Raw genomic sequence first — 17832 nt, 5'->3', positions numbered from 1 at the left:
GAGGAGCGAGGACCGAGGTGCCCGACTACTTCCCGTCCTACTCGGTCGTCGGCCTCCTCGCCGTGGTGGGGGTGCTGTTCGTCGCCGTCGCCTTCGGCGCGGCACGTCTGCTGCGGCCGGTGGTGCCGACGCCCGAGAAACTGCTCACCTACGAGTGCGGCGTCGACCCCGTCGGCGAGGGCTGGGCACACACCCAGGTCCGCTACTACGTCTACGCGTTCCTCTATGTGATCTTCGCGGTGGACTCGGTGTTCCTCTTCCCCTGGGCGACCGTCTTCGACGCGCCGGGATACGGCGCCGCCACCCTCGTGGAGATGTTCCTCTTCCTCGGTTTCCTCGCCGTGGGCCTGCTGTACGCCTACAGGAAGGGCGTCCTGGAGTGGACGTGAACCCTGCCGCCGCCGGAAACGGCTCCGCCGCCGCGGACGGCTCCGTGACCGGAGACGGCTCCGTGGCCGAGCCCGTGATGCTGCCCGAGCCGACGGTGCTGCCCGAGCCCAGGAAGCTGGGCGTGCTGTCCCGCCTCGCGCCCGAGCCGATGAAGGTGGTCCTCAACTGGGGCCGCCGCTACTCGCTGTGGGTCTTCAACTTCGGACTCGCCTGCTGCGCCATCGAGTTCATCGCCGCGTCGATGTCGCGGCACGACTTCATGCGGCTGGGCGTCATCCCGTTCGCGCCGGGGCCGCGCCAGGCCGACCTGATGGTCGTCTCCGGCACCGTCACCGACAAGATGGCGCCCGCGGTGAAGCGGCTCTACGAGCAGATGCCGGAGCCGAAGTACGTCATCTCCTTCGGCGCCTGCTCCAACTGCGGCGGCCCGTACTGGGACTCGTACTCGGTCACCAAGGGCGTCGACCAGATCGTCCCCGTCGACGTCTACGTGCCGGGCTGCCCGCCGCGGCCCGAGGCGCTGCTGCAGGGGATCATCAAGCTCCAGGAGAAGATCGCCCGCGAGTCGCTGGGGGAGCGGTACGGCAGGGGCGGCGCGGCACCCCGCCCCTCCGCCGCGGCCCTGAACAGCGGGCTGGTCCGGCCGCCGGCCGCGGAGGGGGACGGGACGCGATGAGCGACGGGTGGCTGCCGGAGCCGGCGGGCGCGCTCTTCGGCGACGGGGCCGAGGCGCACGAGTCGTACGAGGTACTGACCGTCGACGTCCCTCCAGGGTCCTGGACCGAGGCGCTGACCGTGGCCCGGGACCGGCTCGGATGCACTTTCTTCGACTGGCTGAGCGCGGTCGACGAACCGGGCGCCGGCTTCCGGGTCTGTGCCCACGTGGTCGCCCTCGGGCCGGTGCGGCGGCTGCTGCTGCGCACCACCGTGCCGCACGAGGCCCCGGTGCTGGCCACCGCGGTCGAGGTCTACGCGGGCGCGGCCTGGCACGAGCGGGAGACCCACGAGATGTTCGGCGTGCGGTTCGAGGGCCACCCCGGGCTGGAGCCGCTGCTGCTGCCGGAGGGCTTCGAGGGGCACCCGCTGCGCAAGGACTTCGTCCTGGCGGCGCGGGTGGCCAAGGCGTGGCCTGGGGCCAAGGAGCCGGGGGAGTCCGATCACGGTGGACCCAAGCGGCGGCAGATGCTGCCGCCGGGGGTGCCGGACCCGAACGAATGGGGCCCGCTGAAGGGCACCCTCCCTGCCGCCCCGGCCCGTGGCGCGGGCCGTGCGGCGGGAGCGGACCGCCCGCGCCGCACCCGCACCGCGGCGGAGGGCGCCGCCTCCGCGACGGCACCCGCGGCTCCTTCCGCCCCGGTCGCCCCCGCGGCCGAGACCCCGGCGGCTCCGCGGCGCAGCCGCAGCGTGTCGCAGGGTTCCGCCACGCAGCGCGAGGGGGCGGAGGGTTCGGCCGAGGGGCCGGCGACCCCGTCCGGTCCGGGCGGCCCGTCCGGCCGGGGCGGTCCCCGGCGCAGCCGCAGCGTGTCGCAGGGGTCCGCCTCGCAGCGCGTGGAGGCGGACGGGTCCGCGTCGCAGCCTCACGAGGCGGACGGTCCCGCCGAGGGGGCGGAAGCTCCGGCGGCACCGGCAGGTCCGCGCCGGGCGCGGAGCGCGTCCGGGGGTTCCGCGTCGCAGCGTGACGAGGCGGCGGGCGCCGGTCCGTCGGCGGAGCCCGGCGGCTCCGCCGAAGGGACGCGGCGTGAGGACTCGGGCGGCTCCGAGGAGACGCGGCCTGCGGAGACGGGCGGCGCCGAAGAGGCGCGGCCCGCGGGTCCGCGGAGGGCACGGTCCGCCTCGGGTGGGTCCGCGTCGCAGCGGGAGGAGGGGGAGACCCTCGCCGAGGATGCGCCCCGGCCGCCCCGCCCGCCGCGCTCCGCACCCCGCAGCCCGGACGCCCCTTGGCACCACGCCAAGCCCGCCTTCGACGAGAAGCGCGAGGAGCCGGACGGCTCCACCGGGAGCGGTGACGCCGACGACCGGCAGACCGACGACCGACAGACCGACGACCCCGAGGGAGGCGGACAGTGACCGACGCGCTCGACGTCACCCTGCGCCTGCTCGCCGTCCTCGCCGCCTTCCTGGTCCTCCCTCTGGTCGTGGGGCAGACCGAGCACAAGGTGATGGCCCACATGCAGGGCCGCCTCGGCCCGATGTACGCCGGCGGCTTCCACGGCTGGGCCCAACTCGTCGCCGACGGCGTGAAGTTCGTGCAGAAGGAGGATGTCGTCCCGGCCGGCGCGGACCGCCGCGTCTTCCAGCTGGCCCCCGCCGTCGCCCTCCTGCCGTACCTGCTGGTGTTGCTGGTCATCCCGCTCGGCCCGGGCGACGCCGTCGGCCAGGCCGTCGACGCGGGCATCTTCTTCGCGCTCGCCGTGATGGGCGTCGGAGTCCTCGGCTCGCTGATGGCCGGCTGGGCGTCGGCGAACAAGTTCTCCCTGCTCGGCGGACTCCGCACGGCCGCCCAGCTGCTCTCCTACGAACTCCCCATGCTGCTCGCGGCGGCGTCCGTGGCCATGGCGGCCGGCACCGTCTCGCTCTCCGGCATCGCCGGCGCCTTCGAGTGGTGGTGGCTGCCCTGGCAGCTCGTGGGAGCGGTCGTCTTCTTCGTGGCCGGCCTCGCCGAACTCCAGCGACCGCCGTTCGACATGCCGGTGGCCGACTCGGAGATCATCTTCGGCGCGTACACCGAGTACACCGGCCTGCGCTTCGCGTTCTTCCTGCTCGCCGAGTACGCGGGCATCGTCGTCCTCTGCGGCCTCACCACCGTGCTGTTCCTCGGCGGCTGGCACGGCCCGTTCGGCGGCGACGGCCTCGGCTGGTTCTGGACGCTGCTGAAGACCGCCGTCCTCGCCTTCGTGGTCATCTGGCTCCGCGTCACCTACCCCCGGCTGCGGGAGGACCAGTTGCAGAAGCTGTCATGGACCTTCCTGGTTCCGCTCGCCCTCGCCCAGATCGCCCTCACCGGCGTCGTCAAGGTGGTGATCCCGTAATGCCGTCCGCCCCGGCGTCCCCCGGCATCCCCGGCAGCGGGCTGGCCAAGGGACTGGCCGTCACCCTGCGCACGATGATGCGGAAGACGGTCACCGCGCAGTACCCGGACGTCCAGCCCGAACTCGCCCCCCGCACCCGCGGGGTGATCGGCCTGTTCGAGGAGAACTGCACGGTCTGCATGCTGTGCGCCCGCGAGTGCCCGGACTGGTGCATCTACATCGACTCCCACAAGGAGACGGTGCCCCCGGCCGCGCCCGGCGGCCGCGAGAGGCAGCGCAACGTCCTCGACCGGTTCGCCATCGACTTCGCGCTCTGCATGTACTGCGGCATCTGCATCGAGGTGTGTCCCTTCGACGCGCTGTTCTGGTCCCCGGAGTTCGAGTACGCCGAGACGGACATCCGCGAACTCACCCACGAGCGGGACAAGCTCCGCGAGTGGATGTGGACCGTCCCGGCCCCGCCCGCGCTGGACGCCGGCGCGGAGGAGCCCAAGGAGATCGCCGCGGCCCGTCGCACGGCGGACAAGCTGCGGCAGACCGAGGCCCGGCCCGGGACGCAGGCGGACGCGCCGGAGGAGGGGACGGCCCCGTGAGCCACGGATTCCTCTCGCCCACCGGGGTGGAGATCGCGTTCGTCCTGGTCGGCGTGGTCACCCTGGGCTCCGCGATCGTCAGCGTGACCACCCGCCAGCTGGTGCACGCGGCCCTCTGGCTGGTGGTGGCGCTCGGTGGCCTCGCCGTCGAGTACCTGCTGCTCACCGCCGAGTTCATCGCCTGGGTGCAGGTGCTGATCTACATCGGCTCGGTGGTGGTGCTGCTCCTGTTCGGTCTGATGCTGACCCGCGCGCCCATCGGCCGCTCCCCGGACGCCGACTCTGGCAACCGCGGGGTCGCCCTCGGCGTGGCCGTGGCCGCGGCGGCCGCCCTGGTCTGGGTGGTCGTGGACGCCTTCCGCACCACCTGGATCGAACTGGACGGAGCCTCCGCCGGCACCACGAAGGCCACCGGCGAGTCCCTCTTCCAGCACTGGGTGCTGCCCTTCGAGGCGCTCTCGGTCCTGCTGCTGGCCGCCCTGGTCGGCGCCATCGTCCTCTCCCGCAAGCGGGCCGCCGAAGGAGGCGAGCGCTGATGCACCTCGCGTATCCCGCCGTCCTGTCGGCGCTGCTCTTCTGCACCGGCGTCTACGGCGTCCTGGCGCGCCGCAACGCGATCCTGGTGCTGATGTCGGTCGAGCTGATGCTCAACGCCGTCAACCTCAACCTCGTCGCCTTCGACGCCTGGTTGAGCCGCACCGCCGAGGCCGCGCTCCCCCACGACACCCTCCACGCCGGGCAGGCGCTGACCCTGTTCACCATCGCGATCGCCGCGGCCGAGATCGGCATCGGCCTGGCCATCGTCCTGGCCGTGTACCGCAACCGCGGCACCGCCGACATCGACCGCCTCCGCGACACCGCCGAGGGCGGCCCCGTGGACGGCGGTCCCGCGGACGGCGGCCATGCCGACGGCGGCGACGCCGGCCCGGGCGCGGGCCCCGACTCCGCCGGCCCGGGCGCGGGCCCCGACTCCGCCGGCCCGGGCGCGACCGCGACGGGCGAGAAGACCGGGGCCGCCGCATGAGCACGATCACCCTCGCCGTCCTCGTCCCCCTGCTGCCCTTCCTCGGCGCCGTCGCCGGACTGCTCCTCGGCCGCGTCGCCCCCGGCTTCACCCGGCCGCTGGCCGTGCTGCCGGTGCTCGCCTCCCTCGGCGTCGCCGCGACGGTCGCCTGGCGCCAGGGCGGCGGGAAGCCGATCGACGCCGTGACCGAGCTGACCCCGACCGGCTCCGTGCCGATCGACCTGGCCCTGCACGTCGACGGCTTCGCGGCCCTCGCCGCCGTACTGGTCACCCTGGTCTCGGCCTGCGTGCAGATCTACTCCACCGGCTACCTCCGTCACGACGCCCGCTACCCCTCGTACGCGGCGCTGGTCTCCCTCTTCACCGCCGCCATGCTGCTGGTCGTCTACACCGGCGACCTGATGGTGCTGCTGGTCGGCTGGGAGGTCATGGGCATCTGCTCCTACTTCCTGGTCGGTCACTACTGGGAGACCCCCGAGGCGCGCGCCGCCTCCCTCAAGGCCTTCCTGGTCACCAAGGCCGGTGACGTCCCGTTCCTGATCGGCCTGTTCGCACTGGCCGCCGACGCCGGCTCCTTCCGGATCACCGAGATCCTGGACGCCGTCCGCAACATGGCCCTGGACCCGGGCACCCCGACCTTCGCGGCCGCCGAACGGATCGACCACCCCACCCTGATCGCCCTGCTGCTCCTGGCCGGGGTGGCCGGCAAGTCGGCCCAGTTCCCGCTGCACACCTGGCTGCCCGACGCGATGGCGGGCCCCACGCCCGTCTCCGCGCTGATCCACGCCGCCACCATGGTCGCGGCCGGCATCTACTTCGTGGCCCGGCTCCTCCCTCTCTTCCAGGCGTCCCAGGCCGCCATGCTGGTGCTGGCCGTGATGGCCGCCGTCACCATGGTCGGCTCGGCCCTCGCCGCCCTGGCGCAGGACGACGTCAAGCGGGTCCTGGCCTGGTCGACCATCGGCCAGCTCGGCTACATGACCGGCGCGCTGGCCGCCGGCGACCGCGCCGCCGCCGCGTTCCACCTCCTCACCCACGGCGCCTTCAAGGCGCTGCTGTTCCTCACGGCGGGCGTGCTGATCCACGCCGCCGGCACCAACTCCCTGGCCGCCATGTCCCGCATGAGCGGACTGCGCGCCCGCGTGCCGGACGCCTACTGGACGATGACGATCGGCCTGCTCGCGCTGGCCGCCATCCCGCCGTTCAGCGGCTTCTTCTCCAAGGAGGCCGTGCTGGTCGCCGCCGAGCACGCGGCCACCGGCCACGGACCGGTCGCCGCCGGGTGGATCGTGCTGGTGGCCGGCCTGCTCACCGCCCTGCTGACCGCCGCCTACGCGACGCGCCTGTGGCTGCGGGCCTTCCGCGGCCGCGGCGCCGAGGTCCCCGCACACGGCAGGCAGCCCTTCACCATGACGGCCGTCCTGTGGGTCCTGGCCGTGCCCTCCCTCGCGCTCGGCGCCGCCTACGGCGTGCTGCCCGACTGGTTCGGCGGTGGCTCACTCGCCCCCGGCTGGGCCACCTCCGTCCTCGCCACCGGCATCGCCCTGGTCGGCGGCGTGGTGACCTACGCGACCTGGCGGCACACCACCGCCTTCGCCGGAGGCACCCCGCTCGGCGCGGTCGCCGCCCACCCGGACGCCGACCCCGGCCAGGTCGAGGCGGAGGCCATCGCGAGCCACGCCCCCGCCTACGGCGACGTCGCCGACGCGCCGGACCCCGCCGACCCCGGACGGCTCCTGCTGGGTCCGCTGCACCGCCACGCAGCCGTCGGCTTCCACCTGGACGCCCTCTACCGCGCCGCCTTCGTCCGCCCGGTGACCGCCGCGGCCTCGCTGGTGCGCTTCCTGGACCGCGAGGTCGTCGAGACCTACGTGCGCGGCGCCGCCGCCCTGCCCAGGCTGCTGGGCGCGGCCGTGCGGCGCGCCCAGACCGGCAACCTCCAGACCTATGTGAGCGCGCTGCTCGCCGGAACCGTGGTCCTCGCGGTGGCCGTCGTCCTCGCCGTCTCGGGAGCGTGAGCAGGCGTGATCGATATCAACGAGTCCGTGATGCAGGTCCTTCTCGCGTTGATCGTGGTGATCCCGCTGATCGGGGCCGCCGCCGCCCTCCTCCCGGCTCCGCCCGGGCTGAAGGGGAAGTCGCCCGAGCAGGCCGTGCTGCGGCACGGCGTGACCGTCACCGGCGTCGTCCTGCTGGCCGCGCTGGCCCTGGCCGCCGGCTTCGACCACAGCCGGCCCCAGACCATGCAGGCCACCACCGACATCAGCTGGATCCCCGCCCTCGACGTGCGGATCCACCTGGGCGTCGACGGCATCTCGCTGCCCCTGCTGGTGCTCACCGCCCTGCTGACCTTCCTCTGCGCCCTCCACTCGTACTTCAACCGGCCCCCGGGTGGCTCCCCGAAGGGCTTCGTCGCCCTGCTGCTCGTGCTGGAAACCGGCACCCTCGCCTCCTTCGCCGTCCTCGACCTGCTGCTGTTCTTCCTCGCCTTCGAGACCGTGCTGATCCCGATGTACTTCCTGATCGCCCGCTGGGGCGGCGCGGGCCGCTCGGCGGCCGCCTGGAAGTTCGTCCTGTTCACGCTGCTCGGATCCGTGGTCATGCTGCTCGGCCTGCTCCTGATCGGGATCAAGGCGGGCACATTCGACATGGTGGCACTCGCCACTGACAGTCACCGGTCACTCACCGTGACCACGCAGGTCGTCGCGGTCCTCGCGATCGGTCTCGGCCTCGCCGTGAAGACCCCGATGTGGCCCCTGCACAGCTGGCTCCCCGACGCCCACACCGCCGCCCCCACGGTCGGCTCCGTGCTGCTGGCCGGCGTGCTGCTGAAGATGGGCACCTACGGCTTCGTCCGTATCCTGCTCCCCGCCGCCCCCGAGGGCTTCGAGGTCTTCGCGCCCTACCTGGCCGCGTTCGCCGTCGTCGGCATTGTCTACGGCTCGCTGGCCTGCCTCGCGCTGGCCCGCAAGGGCGCCAAGGGCGACCTCAAGCGCCTGATCGCCTACTCCTCCGTCGGCCACATGGGCTTCGTGCTGCTCGGCATCGCCACCATGACGCCCACCGGCGTCAACGGCGCGCTGTTCGCCAACGTCGCCCACGGGCTGATCACCGGCCTGCTCTTCTTCCTGGTCGGCGCCCTCAAGGACCGCACCGGCACCACCGACCTCGACACCCTCTCCGCCCAGGGCGTGCGGGCCACCGGCGCCGCGCTGTACGGCCGCGCGCCCCGCCTGGGCGGGCTGCTCGCCTTCGCCGCCGTCGCCTCCCTGGGCCTGCCCGGCCTGGCCGGCTTCTGGGGCGAGATGCTCGCGCTGTTCGGCGCCTTCGACCCGGCCGCGGGCCTCAGCCGCCCCGCGTACCTGGTCTTCATGGCCGTCGGCGCCTTCGGCACCCTGCTGACCGCCGCCTACCTGCTGATCGTGGTCCGCCGGGTCTGCATGGGCGAGCCGCCGCGCGAGGCGGACGCCGTGCCGCTCCTCGCCGACGTCCGCGGCCACGAGTTCGCCGCCTGGACCCCGCTGGTGGTCCTCACCGTCCTCGCCGGGCTCTGGCCGAAGGTGCTCCTCGGCCTCACCGACCCCGCCGTCCAGCAGCTCCTCGCAGGAGGCCCCCGATGAGCGCCCTGGCCGCCGCGAGCGTGGTCCAGTCCGTCGACTGGACCGCCGTCGCGCCCCCCACCCTCACCGCCGTGGCCGCCCTGGTGGTCCTGGTCGCCGACCTGTTCCTCCCCGAGCAGCGCAAGGCGCTGATGGGGTGGATCTCCGTCGCCGCCCTCGCCGCCGGCCTGCTCCTGCTGCTGCCGCTCCTCGACGGCGACCGCGCCACCTTCTGCCTGACCGCCGACCCCGGCGTCTGCAGCTACGTCGCCGACCGCTTCACCGTGGTCGTGCAGCTGATCGTGCTCGGCGGGGCACTGCTCGCCGCCCTCCTGTCGATGACGGCGCTCAAGGACGAGGCCCGGCGGCTGCCGGCCGGCGAGTACTGGTTCCTGCTGCTCAGCTCGGCCGCCGGAGCCGCCCTGCTGCCGGCCTCACGCGACCTGGCCACCCTGATCGTGGCCCTGGAGGTGGCCTCCCTCCCCGCCTTCGCCCTGGTGGGCCTGCGGCACGGCGACCGCCGCTCCTCCGAGGCCGCGCTCAAGTTCTTCCTCTCCTCGGTCACCGCCACCGCGGTCAGCCTGCTCGGCGTCAGCTTCGTCTACGCGGTCACCGGCTCGATGCACCTGACGGTCGTCGCGGAGGAGATCCAGCACGTCGACGGGCAGTTCGCGGCCCTGGCCCGCGCCGGGGTGGTCCTCACCCTGGTCGGCTTCGCCTTCAAGACCGCCGCCGTGCCCTTCCACTTCTGGGTCCCGGACACCTACACGGGCGCCCCGCTGCCGGTCGCCGCCTACCTGTCGGTCACCGGCAAGGCGGTCGGCTTCACCGGCCTGATCCTGGTCACCGTCCTCGCCTTCCCGTCGTACGCGCCGGTGTGGGGACCTGTCCTCGCCCTGCTGGCCGCCCTCACCATGACGGCCGGCAACGTCGGAGCGATGCGCCAGCGTCCCGACCGGGAGCGCAGCGCGGTCCGGCTGCTCGCCTGGTCCTCCGTCGGCCAGGCCGGCTACCTGCTGGTCCCAGTCGCGGCCGCCGCCTACACCGACGAGCCCGCGCGGGCGATCGGCTCGACCCTCGCCTACGCCCTGATGTACGCCGCGGTGAACCTCGGCGCGTTCACCGTCGTCGCCCTGGTCGGCCGCGCCCGCCCGGCGGGACGGGTCGACGACCACCGCGGCCTGTACGCCGCCCGCCCGGTCACCGCACTGCTGATGGCCTTCTTCCTGCTCTGCCTGGCGGGACTGCCGCCAGGCATCGTCGGGCTCTTCGCCAAGGTGACCGTCTTCGGCGCGGCGGTGGAGGCGGGCATGGGCTGGCTGGCCGTCGTGATGGCGGTCAACGTGGTGATCGCGCTGGTCTACTACCTGCGCTGGACGGCGCTCCTCTTCCGCCCGACGGGGGAGGGGGCGACGCCGCGCACCGAGGCGGTCCCGGCCGCCGACGCGGGGGCGTCCGCGCCGGTGCCCGCGGCGGCGTCGGTGGGCGGCGGTGGAGCGGCCTCCGGTGGTGCGGCCCCGGGGGCGGACGCCGGTTCCGGCACAGCGGGCACTGCAGCCCCTGCCGGGACGACCTCCGCGGACGCGGCTGCCCCCGCCGGGACGAGCCCCGCCGGCACCGTGGCCGAGCCCGTGGCGTTCCCCGGATCGGCCCCGCTGACCGTCGCCCTCGTGATCACCGGCCTGCTCGCCCTCGCCCTGTCCGCCGCCCCTCAGCTGATCCTCCGGTTCACCGGCGTCGCCCTCTTCTGACCGCGCGGCCCGGCCGGCGGCCTCGTTGCCCGCCCGCCCCGCTCGCCCTCCGGACCGCCGACCGACGCCGGTCCCGTCCCGTCCGCCCCTTCCGAGCCATGAGCGCCCGTCCCTCCGCGGACCGGCCGAGACGCGTGCGTCCGTGCTGCGCCGGTCCTCGCGGGACGGGCGTCCGTGCGGTCCCCGTCTGCCCTCGCGGGATGCGCGCACCCGGGGATCGCCGGTCCCCACCGGCCCGCCCGAACCGTCCGCGCCCGCGCCACGCCGGTCCCGCCGCACCACGTGCGACCGCGCCACGCCGGGGTACTCCACCCAGGACCGGCGTGGGGAACTGCGACCGCCCGCACCGCGTTGACCTGTACGTAAGGGTCCACTGGACGCGCCGCACCAGGGGCTCCCCCCGCCGCACCACTTGGAGGGCGTACCGTGCACCGTCGGCACAACGGACTCAGGACCGCGGTCCTCCTCGGGGGGCTGTCGGCGCTCATCATCGTCATCGGCAGCTTCTTCGGCCGCAACGGCCTGATCGTCGCCGTCCTCGTGGCGCTGGGCACCAACGCCTACGCCTTCTGGAACAGCGACAAGCTGGCCCTGCGCGCCATGCGGGCCCGCCCGGTCAGCGAATTCGAGGCACCCGGCCTCTACCGGATCGTCCGCGAGCTCTCCATACAGGCCCGCCGGCCCATGCCCCGGCTCTACATCTCGCCGACCGACGCGCCCAACGCCTTCGCCACCGGCCGCAGCCCGCGCAACGCCGCGGTCTGCTGCACCGACGGCATCCTGCGCATCCTCGACGAGCGTGAGCTGCGCGGCGTGATCGGGCACGAGCTCAGCCACGTCTACAACCGGGACATCCTCACCTCGTCGGTCGCCGGGGCGCTCGCCTCGGTGATCATGTTCCTGGTGAACTTCGCGTGGCTGATCCCGATCGGCCGTTCGGACGACGACGACGGCCCCGGCCTGCTCGGCATGCTGCTGATCATGCTGCTCGGCCCGCTCGCCGCGTCCGTCATCCAGCTCGCCATCAGCCGCTCCCGGGAGTACGCGGCCGACGCCGACGGGGCCCGCCTCACCGGCGATCCGCTGGCCCTGGCCAGTGCGCTGCGCAAACTGGAGGCCGGCACGAAGGCGCTGCCGCTGCCGCCGGAGCCGAAGATCGAGACGGCCAGCCACATGATGATCGCCAACCCGTTCCGCCCGGGCGAGGGCCTCTCCAAGCTCTTCTCCACCCACCCGCCCATGGCCGAGCGCATCGCCCGCCTGGAAACCATGGGCGGCGGCCGGGGCTGACCGCCCGAGGCCGGTCCCTCGGCCGCGGTGCGGCGGTCTCCGCAGCGGTTCGCCCGCGCTCCGGCGGCGCCTCGGCATGGTGCCGCAGCCCTCGGCGGGCTCTCAGCCGCGGTGCACGCCTGCGGTGCCTCCCCGCTTGCCCGCCCGCGCCGCCCGCCCGCGGTGCGTGCCCGCGCCGCCCGTACGCGGTCACCAGCGGCGGTCGTCCACCCGTGCCCGTTCGGCCTGCTCCACGGGCACGATCTCCGTGCCGAGCGGCATCAGCGAGATCGGGATCATCTTGATGTTCGCCCAGCCGAACGGGATGCCGATGATCGAGACGAACAACGGGATGCTGAGCACCAGGTGCTCGAGGGCCAGCCACCAGCCGGCCACGATCACCCACACCACGTTCCCGATCGCCGACCCCACGCCCGCCGTGGGTTTCGGCACCGTCGTCCGCCCGAACGGCCACAGGGCGTACCCCGCCAGCCGCAGCGCGGCGATGCCGAACGGGATGGTGACGATCAGCACGAAGCTGATCAGCGCGGCGACCAGATAGCCGAGCGCCATCCAGAACCCGCAGAACACGACCCACAGGATGTTGAGCACCAGATTGACCGGCTTCACGGTCGTACCCCTTCGCTCATGTACGTCGTCGGACGTCGTGCGGACGTCGTGCGGACGTCGTGCGGACGTCGTGCGGACGACGGATCCGGCAGAGGCCTACTTCACCAGTGTCCGCCGGACCGCGTGAATGAGCGCCCCGACCGCGACGACACCGGCGCCCGCGGCCACCGAGGCGGCCGGCAGCGTGAACGCCAGGACCAGGCAGCCGACCAGCCCCGCACCGGGAAGGACGCGGGCGGCGGCCGACCGGTTGAGCGTCCAGGCGGAGGCGTTGGCGATCGCGTAGTACAGCAGCACCCCGAACGACGAGAACCCGATCGCGCCCCGCAGATCCACCGTGGCCGCCGCCACCGCGACCACCGCGGCCACCGCGAGCTCGGCCCGGTGCGGCACCTGGAAGCGCGGGTGCACGGCCGCCAGCGGCCTCGGCAGGTGCCCGTCCCGGGCCATCGCCAGGGTGGTCCGCGACACGCCCAGCAGCAGAGCCAGCAACGACCCCAGCGCGGCCACCGCCGCGCCCACCCTCACCACCGGCGCCAGCCACCCCGCCCCGGCGGCGCGCACCGCCTCCACGAGCGGCGCACCCGCCTCCGCGAGACCGCCCGCCCCGAGCGCCGACAGCACGGCGACCGCCACCGCCGCGTACACGACCAGCGTGACGCCCAGGGCCAGCGGGATCGCGCGCGGGATGGTCCGCGCCGGGTCCCGCACCTCCTCGCCCAGCGTGGCGATCCGCGCGTACCCGGCGAACGCGAAGAACAGCAGCCCCGCCGCCTCGAGGTAGCCGCCCGCGGTCACCGCCGCGCCCGGCTCCCGCCCGGCCGCCCCGCCGCCGTCCCCGCCCAGGCACGCCACCACCACGGCGGCCAGCACCGCCAGCACCACCGCGACGATCACCCGCGTCACCCGGACGGACCTGCTGATCCCCCGGTACCCCAGCGCCGTCAGCGCCACCACCGCCGCCACGGCGACCGCCCGCTCCCGCCCGGGCCACAGATACGCCCCGACGGTCAGCGCCATCGCCGCGCAGGACGCCGTCTTGCCCACCACGAACGCCCACCCGGCGAGGTGGCCCCAGAACTCCCCGAGCCGCTCCCGCCCGTACACGTACGTGCCCCCGGACGCCGGGTACACCGCCGCCAGCCGCGCCGAGGACGTCGCGTTGCAGTACGCGACCACTCCCGCCACGGCCAGCGCCGCCAACAGCCCCGACCCGGCCGCCCGCGCCGCGGGGGAGAGAGCCGTGAAGATGCCGGCCCCCACCATCGACCCCAGCCCGACCACGACCGCGTCCCCGACCCCGAGCGTCCGCCGCAGCTCACCCTGCTCCGCCATGCCGGGCACGCTACCGGTGACAGCGCTCCGGGTCCCCTCGGCCCTCAGGCTCGGTCCTCAGGCCGGCACCGCACGGTCCGGCCCGCTCCGCGGTACGCCGGCCGCGAACGCCGCAGGGGCGCACCACAGGACGGAACCCACGGTGCGCCCCTGCGGCAACAGTGCGCGAACTACCTGATGCCTACCGGTAGTTGACGAACTGCAGCGCGAAGTCGAAGTCCTGGTTCTTCAGGAGGGTGATCACGGCCTGCAGATCGTCGCGGCTCTTGGAGCTGACGCGCAGTTCCTCACCCTGGACCTGCGCCTTGACGCCCTTGGGGCCCTCGTCGCGGATGATCTTGGCGACCTTCTTGGCGTTCTCCTGGGAGATGCCTTCCTTGATGTCCGCGAAGATCTTGTACTCCTTGCCGGACAGCTGCGGCTCGCCGGCGTCCAGCGCCTTCAGCGAGATGCCGCGCTTGATCAGCTTGGACTGGAAGACGTCGAGGACCGCGTTGACCCGGTCCTCGGAGTTCGCCTGCATCAGGATCTTGTCACCGGACCACGCGATCGAGGCGCCGACGCCCTTGAAGTCGTAGCGCTGCGAGATCTCCTTGCCGGCCTGGTTGAGGGCGTTGTCGACCTCCTGCCGCTCGACCTTCGAGACGATGTCGAAACTGGAGTCGGCCATGTCCTGTGGCTCCTTGCATCGGGGTCTGTGTCGGGTGCTTACGGGGCCGCCGACCCGGGGACCACGCCCCGGACCGAGCCCGCCCAAGCCTAGCCATCCCCCGTACCGCGAACCGCGCTCAATCGAGTGGCGGACCACCCCTCGGCATCAGGTATTGTTTACGACGTCGCGAGGGAGACCCGGCCGCAAGCCGGTTCGACTTCGTGGCACCGTCTAGGCGGTGTGCCCGAGCGGCCAAAGGGAGCAGACTGTAAATCTGCCGGCTCAGCCTTCCCAGGTTCGAATCCTGGCGCCGCCACCAGACAAACGGAGCCCCCTCCGATCAGCCTCACGGCAGGTCGGAGGGGGCTCCGCTGTGTCTGCCACCTGTTCGAGCGGGCGGTGCCGTGGGGTCGCTTGATGATCGCTTCGCCGAGGGGTGTACATGATGGAGCCGCGCGGAGCTGCGCCCGCCGACGGCCCTGGGGGAACGACATGACTGAGCACGGTCCCATGGACCTCATTCACCTCGCTGATGATGAGAACAGCGTGATCGTTCGGGTAACAGGACCGACAACCAGGGGTGCTCCCGTGGGACGGCTGCCTCGACGTTGACATCGTGGTGACCAGCGAGTTCGCGAACGGCCGTCTCACAGAGGTATGCCTCTTGCCCGAGGACCTGGACGACTGGGCAACGGCACTTGACAGGCTTGCCGCAGGGCAGCCGGTCCACTGGATGGACGATGGAAAGAACCCGGAGATCCAGATCGAACCCACGGGGCCCTTCATGTCCAACGGGCGCACTCTTAACGCGATCGAGGTGGAAGTGAGGGAAATGGCTGCGTCCCTCACTTCGGTTCGCGTGTTGGTGCGCCAGCCCGACGGTTGGGTTGATGCGCAGCGCCTGCGCCTCGCTCAGGTGCGTGCAGCGTGGCCGATCCAGCGCGGATGAGATGGTGCCGCCGAGCGTTCCTGCTCTGCCTCGTTCCACTCCCGGAGTGCGGTCCCGATCAGGCGGTTGGCCCGCTCCCGGGTCCGGGCCAGCGCCTCGGCGTAGACACGGCGGAGCAGCGGACCCGGCCTGGAGGGCGGAGACGCTTCGCGTGAGGGCGCGTGCCGGTGGGCGCGTCGGGTACCACGTCGCGGGCGCGGGGATCGCGCCCTGAGGACCCGGCTTCGTAGGGGAGTTGGCGCGCCGAGCCACCGTCCCGTTGGCGCGCGACGAGCCGTGCGACGAGCGTCGGCCCGCGGGAGCCTCAGACCTTGCGGTACTGCTGGGCCTTGCCCCGGTCGCGCACGGTGATGCCGAGGGGGCGGAGTTCGTCGCGGGCCTCGTCGGCGGTGCCGGTGCGATGGTCGGCGAGGGCCCGTTGCCGGGTTCGCAGCAGCGTGTGGGCGCGCTCGTCGAGGCCGGGGTCGTTGTCGACCCAGTCGGTCCAGTCCGCCTCGTGCGGGTCGGCGGTGCCGCGCCAGGAGTAGCCGTGCTGCTCGAACGCGGCCTGCAGGCGTCCCGCGAGCGCGCTCTCGACCCGGGTGCGGACGTGTTCCCGGCCGTCGGAGTCGCGCAGCACCAGATCGCGCCCGTCGGTGAACGCGTCGGCTATCAGGGCTCGTTCGACGTGGTGGCCGCCGGTGGCGTCGCGGACGACGACGCCGGCGGCGCCGACCTCGATCACGGGGTTCTCCTTGCGCCAGCTGTCCGCCACCCAGGCCCCGGCGACGCCGCCGCAGAGGGTCAGCACCGGGACGGCCCACACGAGCGGCAGGGCCGCCGCCAGCCGGAGCGGGCCCGGAGCGCCGTCGAAGCGCCCGATCATCCAGTCGGCGAGCGGGCCCACGGCGAAGGCGGCGCCCAGGCCGAGCGCGGCCCCGCACAGGATGACGGCCGACAACCACGCGTCGGGCAGGCGCACGGTGACGGAGGGCTCGTGCTCGGCCATCGGTGATCTCACTCCCGGGTTCGGTCGTACAGGGCTCTCGGTCCGTCCCCGCGGACGCGGGCCGGCGGCTTCGGCAACAGCGAACTCCGGCTCCGGCGTCGGGGCGACGGCAACGATAGCGCCGGGTGTTCGGCCCGGTCAGAGCGTTTCGTCCGGCGGCATTCCGCGCCCGTCCGGGGTACCGGCCTCCGGTCTCGGGTACGGCACGGGGGAAGGGGGTGCGGGGGATGAGTCTTCGGCTGGCGGCGTATGCCGTGTGCCTCGTGGGCGAGAGGGTGTTGTTGGCCCGTCAGGTGTCGCGGCGGGGTGGGAGCACGTGGAGTCTGCCGGGCGGTGGGGTGGAGCACGGGGAGGACCCGTACGACGCCGTGGTGCGTGAGGTCGCCGAGGAGACGGGCTGCGACGCGGAGGTCGAACGGCTGCTGGGCGTGGACTCCCGGGTGGTTCCGTCGGCCGAGCGCACCGTCCCCGGCGGACCGGACCACCAGAACGTCGGCGTCTTCTACCTGGTGCGCATCACGGGTGGGCGGCTGCGGCCGGAGCCGGGTGGGGGAGTCGTGGAGTCGGTCTGGACGCCGACGGCCCAGGTAACGGCGCTGCCCAGGTCCTCGCTCGTCGACGTCGGGCTCGCCCTGGCTCTCACCCGTCCGGCGACCGGGCACGTCGATCCCGTCCCGGTCGGCGGTCTCGTCCAGCACTGAGACGGCTCGGCGGCGGCTCGGTGGTGGCTCGGTGCAGCCGGTGGCGCTTCGGCACCGGCTCGGTGCCGGACGGAACGCCGCCGACTGTCAACCGATGGTTGACGGCCGGGGGGTGTCAACTTAGGGTTGACACATGACGACGAATCCGCTCGGCTCCGCATCCCCCCGTCTCGACGACCTCATCGACGCGATCAAGAAGGTCAACCCCGACGCCCTGCACCAGTTGCAGGACGCGGTCCTCGCCGCCGAACACCTCGGTGAGGTCGCGGACCACCTCATCGGCCACTTCGTGGACCAGGCCAGGAGGGCCGGCGCCTCCTGGACGGACATCGGCAAGAGCATGGGCGTCACCCGGCAGGCCGCCCAGAAGCGTTTCGTGCCCAAGGAGTCCGCCGACCTCGACCTCGCGCAGGGCTTCCAGCGCTTCACGCCGCGCGCCCGCGCCGTGGTCGTGGCGGCGCACAGCGAGGCCCGGGCGGCCCGCGCCGCGGAGGGGCTGCCCGAGCACCTGGTGCTGGGGCTGCTGGCGGAGCCCGAGGCGATCGGCGCCCGTGCGATCGAGGCGCAGGGGGTCACTCCGGAGGCCGTCCGGGAGGCCGTCACGGCGGTGCTTCCCGAGGCGGCCGAGAACCCGCCGGAGCTCGTGCCGTATGGCTCGGCGGCCAAGAAGGCCTTGGAGCTGACGTTCCGTGAGGCGTTGCGGCTGGGCCACAACTACGTCGGCACCGAGCACATCCTGCTGGCGCTGCTGGAGCAGGAGAACGGCGAGGGCGTGCTCAGCCGGCTCGGTGTCGGGAAGACCGGCGTGGAGGAGTTCGTCGCCCGGGCGTTGGAGCTGGTGGCCCCGGCGACGGAAGCGGTCGACGAGACCGAGGGCCCGTCCGCGGACGGGCGGTCTCCGCAGGCGGAGTGAGGCGGCCGG

18 protein-coding genes and 1 tRNA gene are annotated in these 17832 nt (G+C 73.4%); 15 read left to right on the top strand and 4 right to left on the bottom strand.

What is annotated here, in order from left to right; all coding sequences use genetic code 11:
* Nucleotides 1-17 precede the first annotated feature (17 nt).
* The 11 genes from ABT026_RS01090 to htpX all read left to right on the top strand — a co-directional run bounded on the left by ABT026_RS01090 (nucleotide 18) and on the right by htpX (nucleotide 11676).
* Nucleotides 18-389, top strand: coding sequence for an NADH-quinone oxidoreductase subunit A (locus ABT026_RS01090; protein WP_108954861.1), 372 nt, complete (start codon nucleotides 18-20; stop codon nucleotides 387-389).
* The gene (locus ABT026_RS01085; protein ID WP_502967870.1) at nucleotides 380-1066 is read left to right on the top strand and encodes an NADH-quinone oxidoreductase subunit B; all 687 of its coding nucleotides are present in this window, start codon (nucleotides 380-382) and stop codon (nucleotides 1064-1066) included. Before ABT026_RS01090 ends, ABT026_RS01085 begins: the two co-directional genes overlap by 10 nt.
* A complete protein-coding gene (locus ABT026_RS01080; RefSeq protein WP_351110787.1) occupies nucleotides 1063-2457 on the top strand; it encodes an NADH-quinone oxidoreductase subunit C in 1395 nt (464 codons plus the stop codon). The genes ABT026_RS01085 and ABT026_RS01080 overlap by 4 nt, the downstream gene beginning before the upstream one ends.
* Complete coding sequence (locus tag ABT026_RS01075; RefSeq protein WP_351110785.1) at nucleotides 2454-3419, top strand: complex I subunit 1/NuoH family protein; 966 nt, start codon at nucleotides 2454-2456, stop codon at nucleotides 3417-3419. Before ABT026_RS01080 ends, ABT026_RS01075 begins: the two co-directional genes overlap by 4 nt.
* The gene (locus ABT026_RS01070; RefSeq protein WP_351110784.1) at nucleotides 3419-4012 is read left to right on the top strand and encodes a NuoI/complex I 23 kDa subunit family protein; all 594 of its coding nucleotides are present in this window, start codon (nucleotides 3419-3421) and stop codon (nucleotides 4010-4012) included. The genes ABT026_RS01075 and ABT026_RS01070 overlap by 1 nt, the downstream gene beginning before the upstream one ends.
* Nucleotides 4009-4548: an NADH-quinone oxidoreductase subunit J family protein gene (locus ABT026_RS01065; protein ID WP_351110782.1), complete on the top strand. Its 540-nt coding sequence runs from the start codon at nucleotides 4009-4011 to the stop codon at nucleotides 4546-4548. Before ABT026_RS01070 ends, ABT026_RS01065 begins: the two co-directional genes overlap by 4 nt.
* Entirely contained in the window at nucleotides 4548-5036 is a 489-nt protein-coding gene (gene nuoK, locus ABT026_RS01060) for an NADH-quinone oxidoreductase subunit NuoK (protein WP_351110780.1), read from the top strand. The genes ABT026_RS01065 and nuoK overlap by 1 nt, the downstream gene beginning before the upstream one ends.
* A complete protein-coding gene (locus tag ABT026_RS01055) occupies nucleotides 5033-7054 on the top strand; it encodes an NADH-quinone oxidoreductase subunit 5 family protein (RefSeq protein WP_351110778.1) in 2022 nt (673 codons plus the stop codon). Before nuoK ends, ABT026_RS01055 begins: the two co-directional genes overlap by 4 nt.
* Nucleotides 7055-7060: 6 nt before the next feature.
* A complete protein-coding gene (locus ABT026_RS01050; protein ID WP_351110776.1) occupies nucleotides 7061-8656 on the top strand; it encodes a complex I subunit 4 family protein in 1596 nt (531 codons plus the stop codon).
* On the top strand, nucleotides 8653-10386 hold the full coding sequence (locus ABT026_RS01045) for an NADH-quinone oxidoreductase subunit N (RefSeq protein WP_351110774.1): 1734 nt from the start codon (nucleotides 8653-8655) through the stop codon (nucleotides 10384-10386). Before ABT026_RS01050 ends, ABT026_RS01045 begins: the two co-directional genes overlap by 4 nt.
* 426 nt (nucleotides 10387-10812) lie before the next feature.
* A complete protein-coding gene (gene htpX / locus ABT026_RS01040) occupies nucleotides 10813-11676 on the top strand; it encodes a zinc metalloprotease HtpX (protein WP_351110772.1) in 864 nt (287 codons plus the stop codon).
* Between the two features lie 189 nt (nucleotides 11677-11865).
* Here the strand turns inward: htpX and ABT026_RS01035 are convergent, their stop codons facing one another.
* From ABT026_RS01035 to ABT026_RS01025, 3 genes are all read right to left on the bottom strand, one after another.
* Nucleotides 11866-12285 carry a YccF domain-containing protein gene (locus ABT026_RS01035; protein WP_351110770.1) on the bottom strand — a complete coding sequence of 140 codons (420 nt, stop codon included), beginning with the start codon at nucleotides 12283-12285 and terminating at the stop codon, nucleotides 11866-11868.
* Between the two features lie 96 nt (nucleotides 12286-12381).
* Nucleotides 12382-13620: an APC family permease gene (locus ABT026_RS01030; RefSeq protein WP_351110768.1), complete on the bottom strand. Its 1239-nt coding sequence runs from the start codon at nucleotides 13618-13620 to the stop codon at nucleotides 12382-12384.
* Between the two features lie 181 nt (nucleotides 13621-13801).
* The gene (locus ABT026_RS01025) at nucleotides 13802-14290 is read right to left on the bottom strand and encodes a YajQ family cyclic di-GMP-binding protein (RefSeq protein ID WP_351110766.1); all 489 of its coding nucleotides are present in this window, start codon (nucleotides 14288-14290) and stop codon (nucleotides 13802-13804) included.
* A 216-nt stretch (nucleotides 14291-14506) separates the two neighbouring features.
* Between ABT026_RS01025 and ABT026_RS01020 the strand changes: the two genes are divergently transcribed.
* Both ABT026_RS01020 and ABT026_RS01015 read left to right on the top strand, forming a co-directional pair.
* Nucleotides 14507-14591, top strand: a tRNA-Tyr gene (locus ABT026_RS01020).
* Between the two features lie 297 nt (nucleotides 14592-14888).
* A complete protein-coding gene (locus tag ABT026_RS01015; RefSeq protein ID WP_351110764.1) occupies nucleotides 14889-15221 on the top strand; it encodes a DUF5959 family protein in 333 nt (110 codons plus the stop codon).
* A 304-nt stretch (nucleotides 15222-15525) separates the two neighbouring features.
* Here the strand turns inward: ABT026_RS01015 and ABT026_RS01010 are convergent, their stop codons facing one another.
* Nucleotides 15526-16209: a YqeB family protein gene (locus ABT026_RS01010; RefSeq protein WP_351110762.1), complete on the bottom strand. Its 684-nt coding sequence runs from the start codon at nucleotides 16207-16209 to the stop codon at nucleotides 15526-15528.
* Between the two features lie 227 nt (nucleotides 16210-16436).
* On the opposite strand from ABT026_RS01010, the gene ABT026_RS01005 reads away from it, so the two are divergent.
* Together ABT026_RS01005 and ABT026_RS01000 are read left to right on the top strand one after the other, a co-directional pair.
* Nucleotides 16437-16910, top strand: coding sequence for an NUDIX hydrolase (locus ABT026_RS01005; RefSeq protein ID WP_351110760.1), 474 nt, complete (start codon nucleotides 16437-16439; stop codon nucleotides 16908-16910).
* Between the two features lie 133 nt (nucleotides 16911-17043).
* Nucleotides 17044-17823: a Clp protease N-terminal domain-containing protein gene (locus ABT026_RS01000; RefSeq protein WP_351110758.1), complete on the top strand. Its 780-nt coding sequence runs from the start codon at nucleotides 17044-17046 to the stop codon at nucleotides 17821-17823.
* Nucleotides 17824-17832: the final 9 nt, after the last annotated feature.

The sequence above is a fragment of the Streptomyces sp. NPDC002734 genome, from assembly GCF_040295685.1.
Taxonomy (GTDB): domain Bacteria; phylum Actinomycetota; class Actinomycetes; order Streptomycetales; family Streptomycetaceae; genus Streptomyces.
Note: the sequence above shows the minus strand (reverse complement) of the source record. Positions and strands in the feature narration are given on the sequence as shown.

What these genes read in the sequence shown, in the direction of transcription:
- ABT026_RS01080 (WP_351110787.1), top strand. Translation starts at nt 1,063, where the DNA reads ATGAGCGACGGGTGGCTGCCGGAGCCGGCGGGCGCGCTCTTCGGCGAC.
- ABT026_RS01070 (WP_351110784.1), top strand. Translation starts at nt 3,419, where the DNA reads ATGCCGTCCGCCCCGGCGTCCCCCGGCATCCCCGGCAGCGGGCTGGCC.
- nuoK (WP_351110780.1), top strand. Translation starts at nt 4,548, where the DNA reads ATGCACCTCGCGTATCCCGCCGTCCTGTCGGCGCTGCTCTTCTGCACC.
- ABT026_RS01055 (WP_351110778.1), top strand. Translation starts at nt 5,033, where the DNA reads ATGAGCACGATCACCCTCGCCGTCCTCGTCCCCCTGCTGCCCTTCCTC.
- ABT026_RS01045 (WP_351110774.1), top strand. Translation starts at nt 8,653, where the DNA reads ATGAGCGCCCTGGCCGCCGCGAGCGTGGTCCAGTCCGTCGACTGGACC.
- ABT026_RS01030 (WP_351110768.1), bottom strand. Translation starts at nt 13,620, where the DNA reads ATGGCGGAGCAGGGTGAGCTGCGGCGGACGCTCGGGGTCGGGGACGCG.
- ABT026_RS01025 (WP_351110766.1), bottom strand. Translation starts at nt 14,290, where the DNA reads ATGGCCGACTCCAGTTTCGACATCGTCTCGAAGGTCGAGCGGCAGGAG.
- ABT026_RS01010 (WP_351110762.1), bottom strand. Translation starts at nt 16,209, where the DNA reads ATGGCCGAGCACGAGCCCTCCGTCACCGTGCGCCTGCCCGACGCGTGG.
- ABT026_RS01005 (WP_351110760.1), top strand. Translation starts at nt 16,437, where the DNA reads ATGAGTCTTCGGCTGGCGGCGTATGCCGTGTGCCTCGTGGGCGAGAGG.
- ABT026_RS01000 (WP_351110758.1), top strand. Translation starts at nt 17,044, where the DNA reads ATGACGACGAATCCGCTCGGCTCCGCATCCCCCCGTCTCGACGACCTC.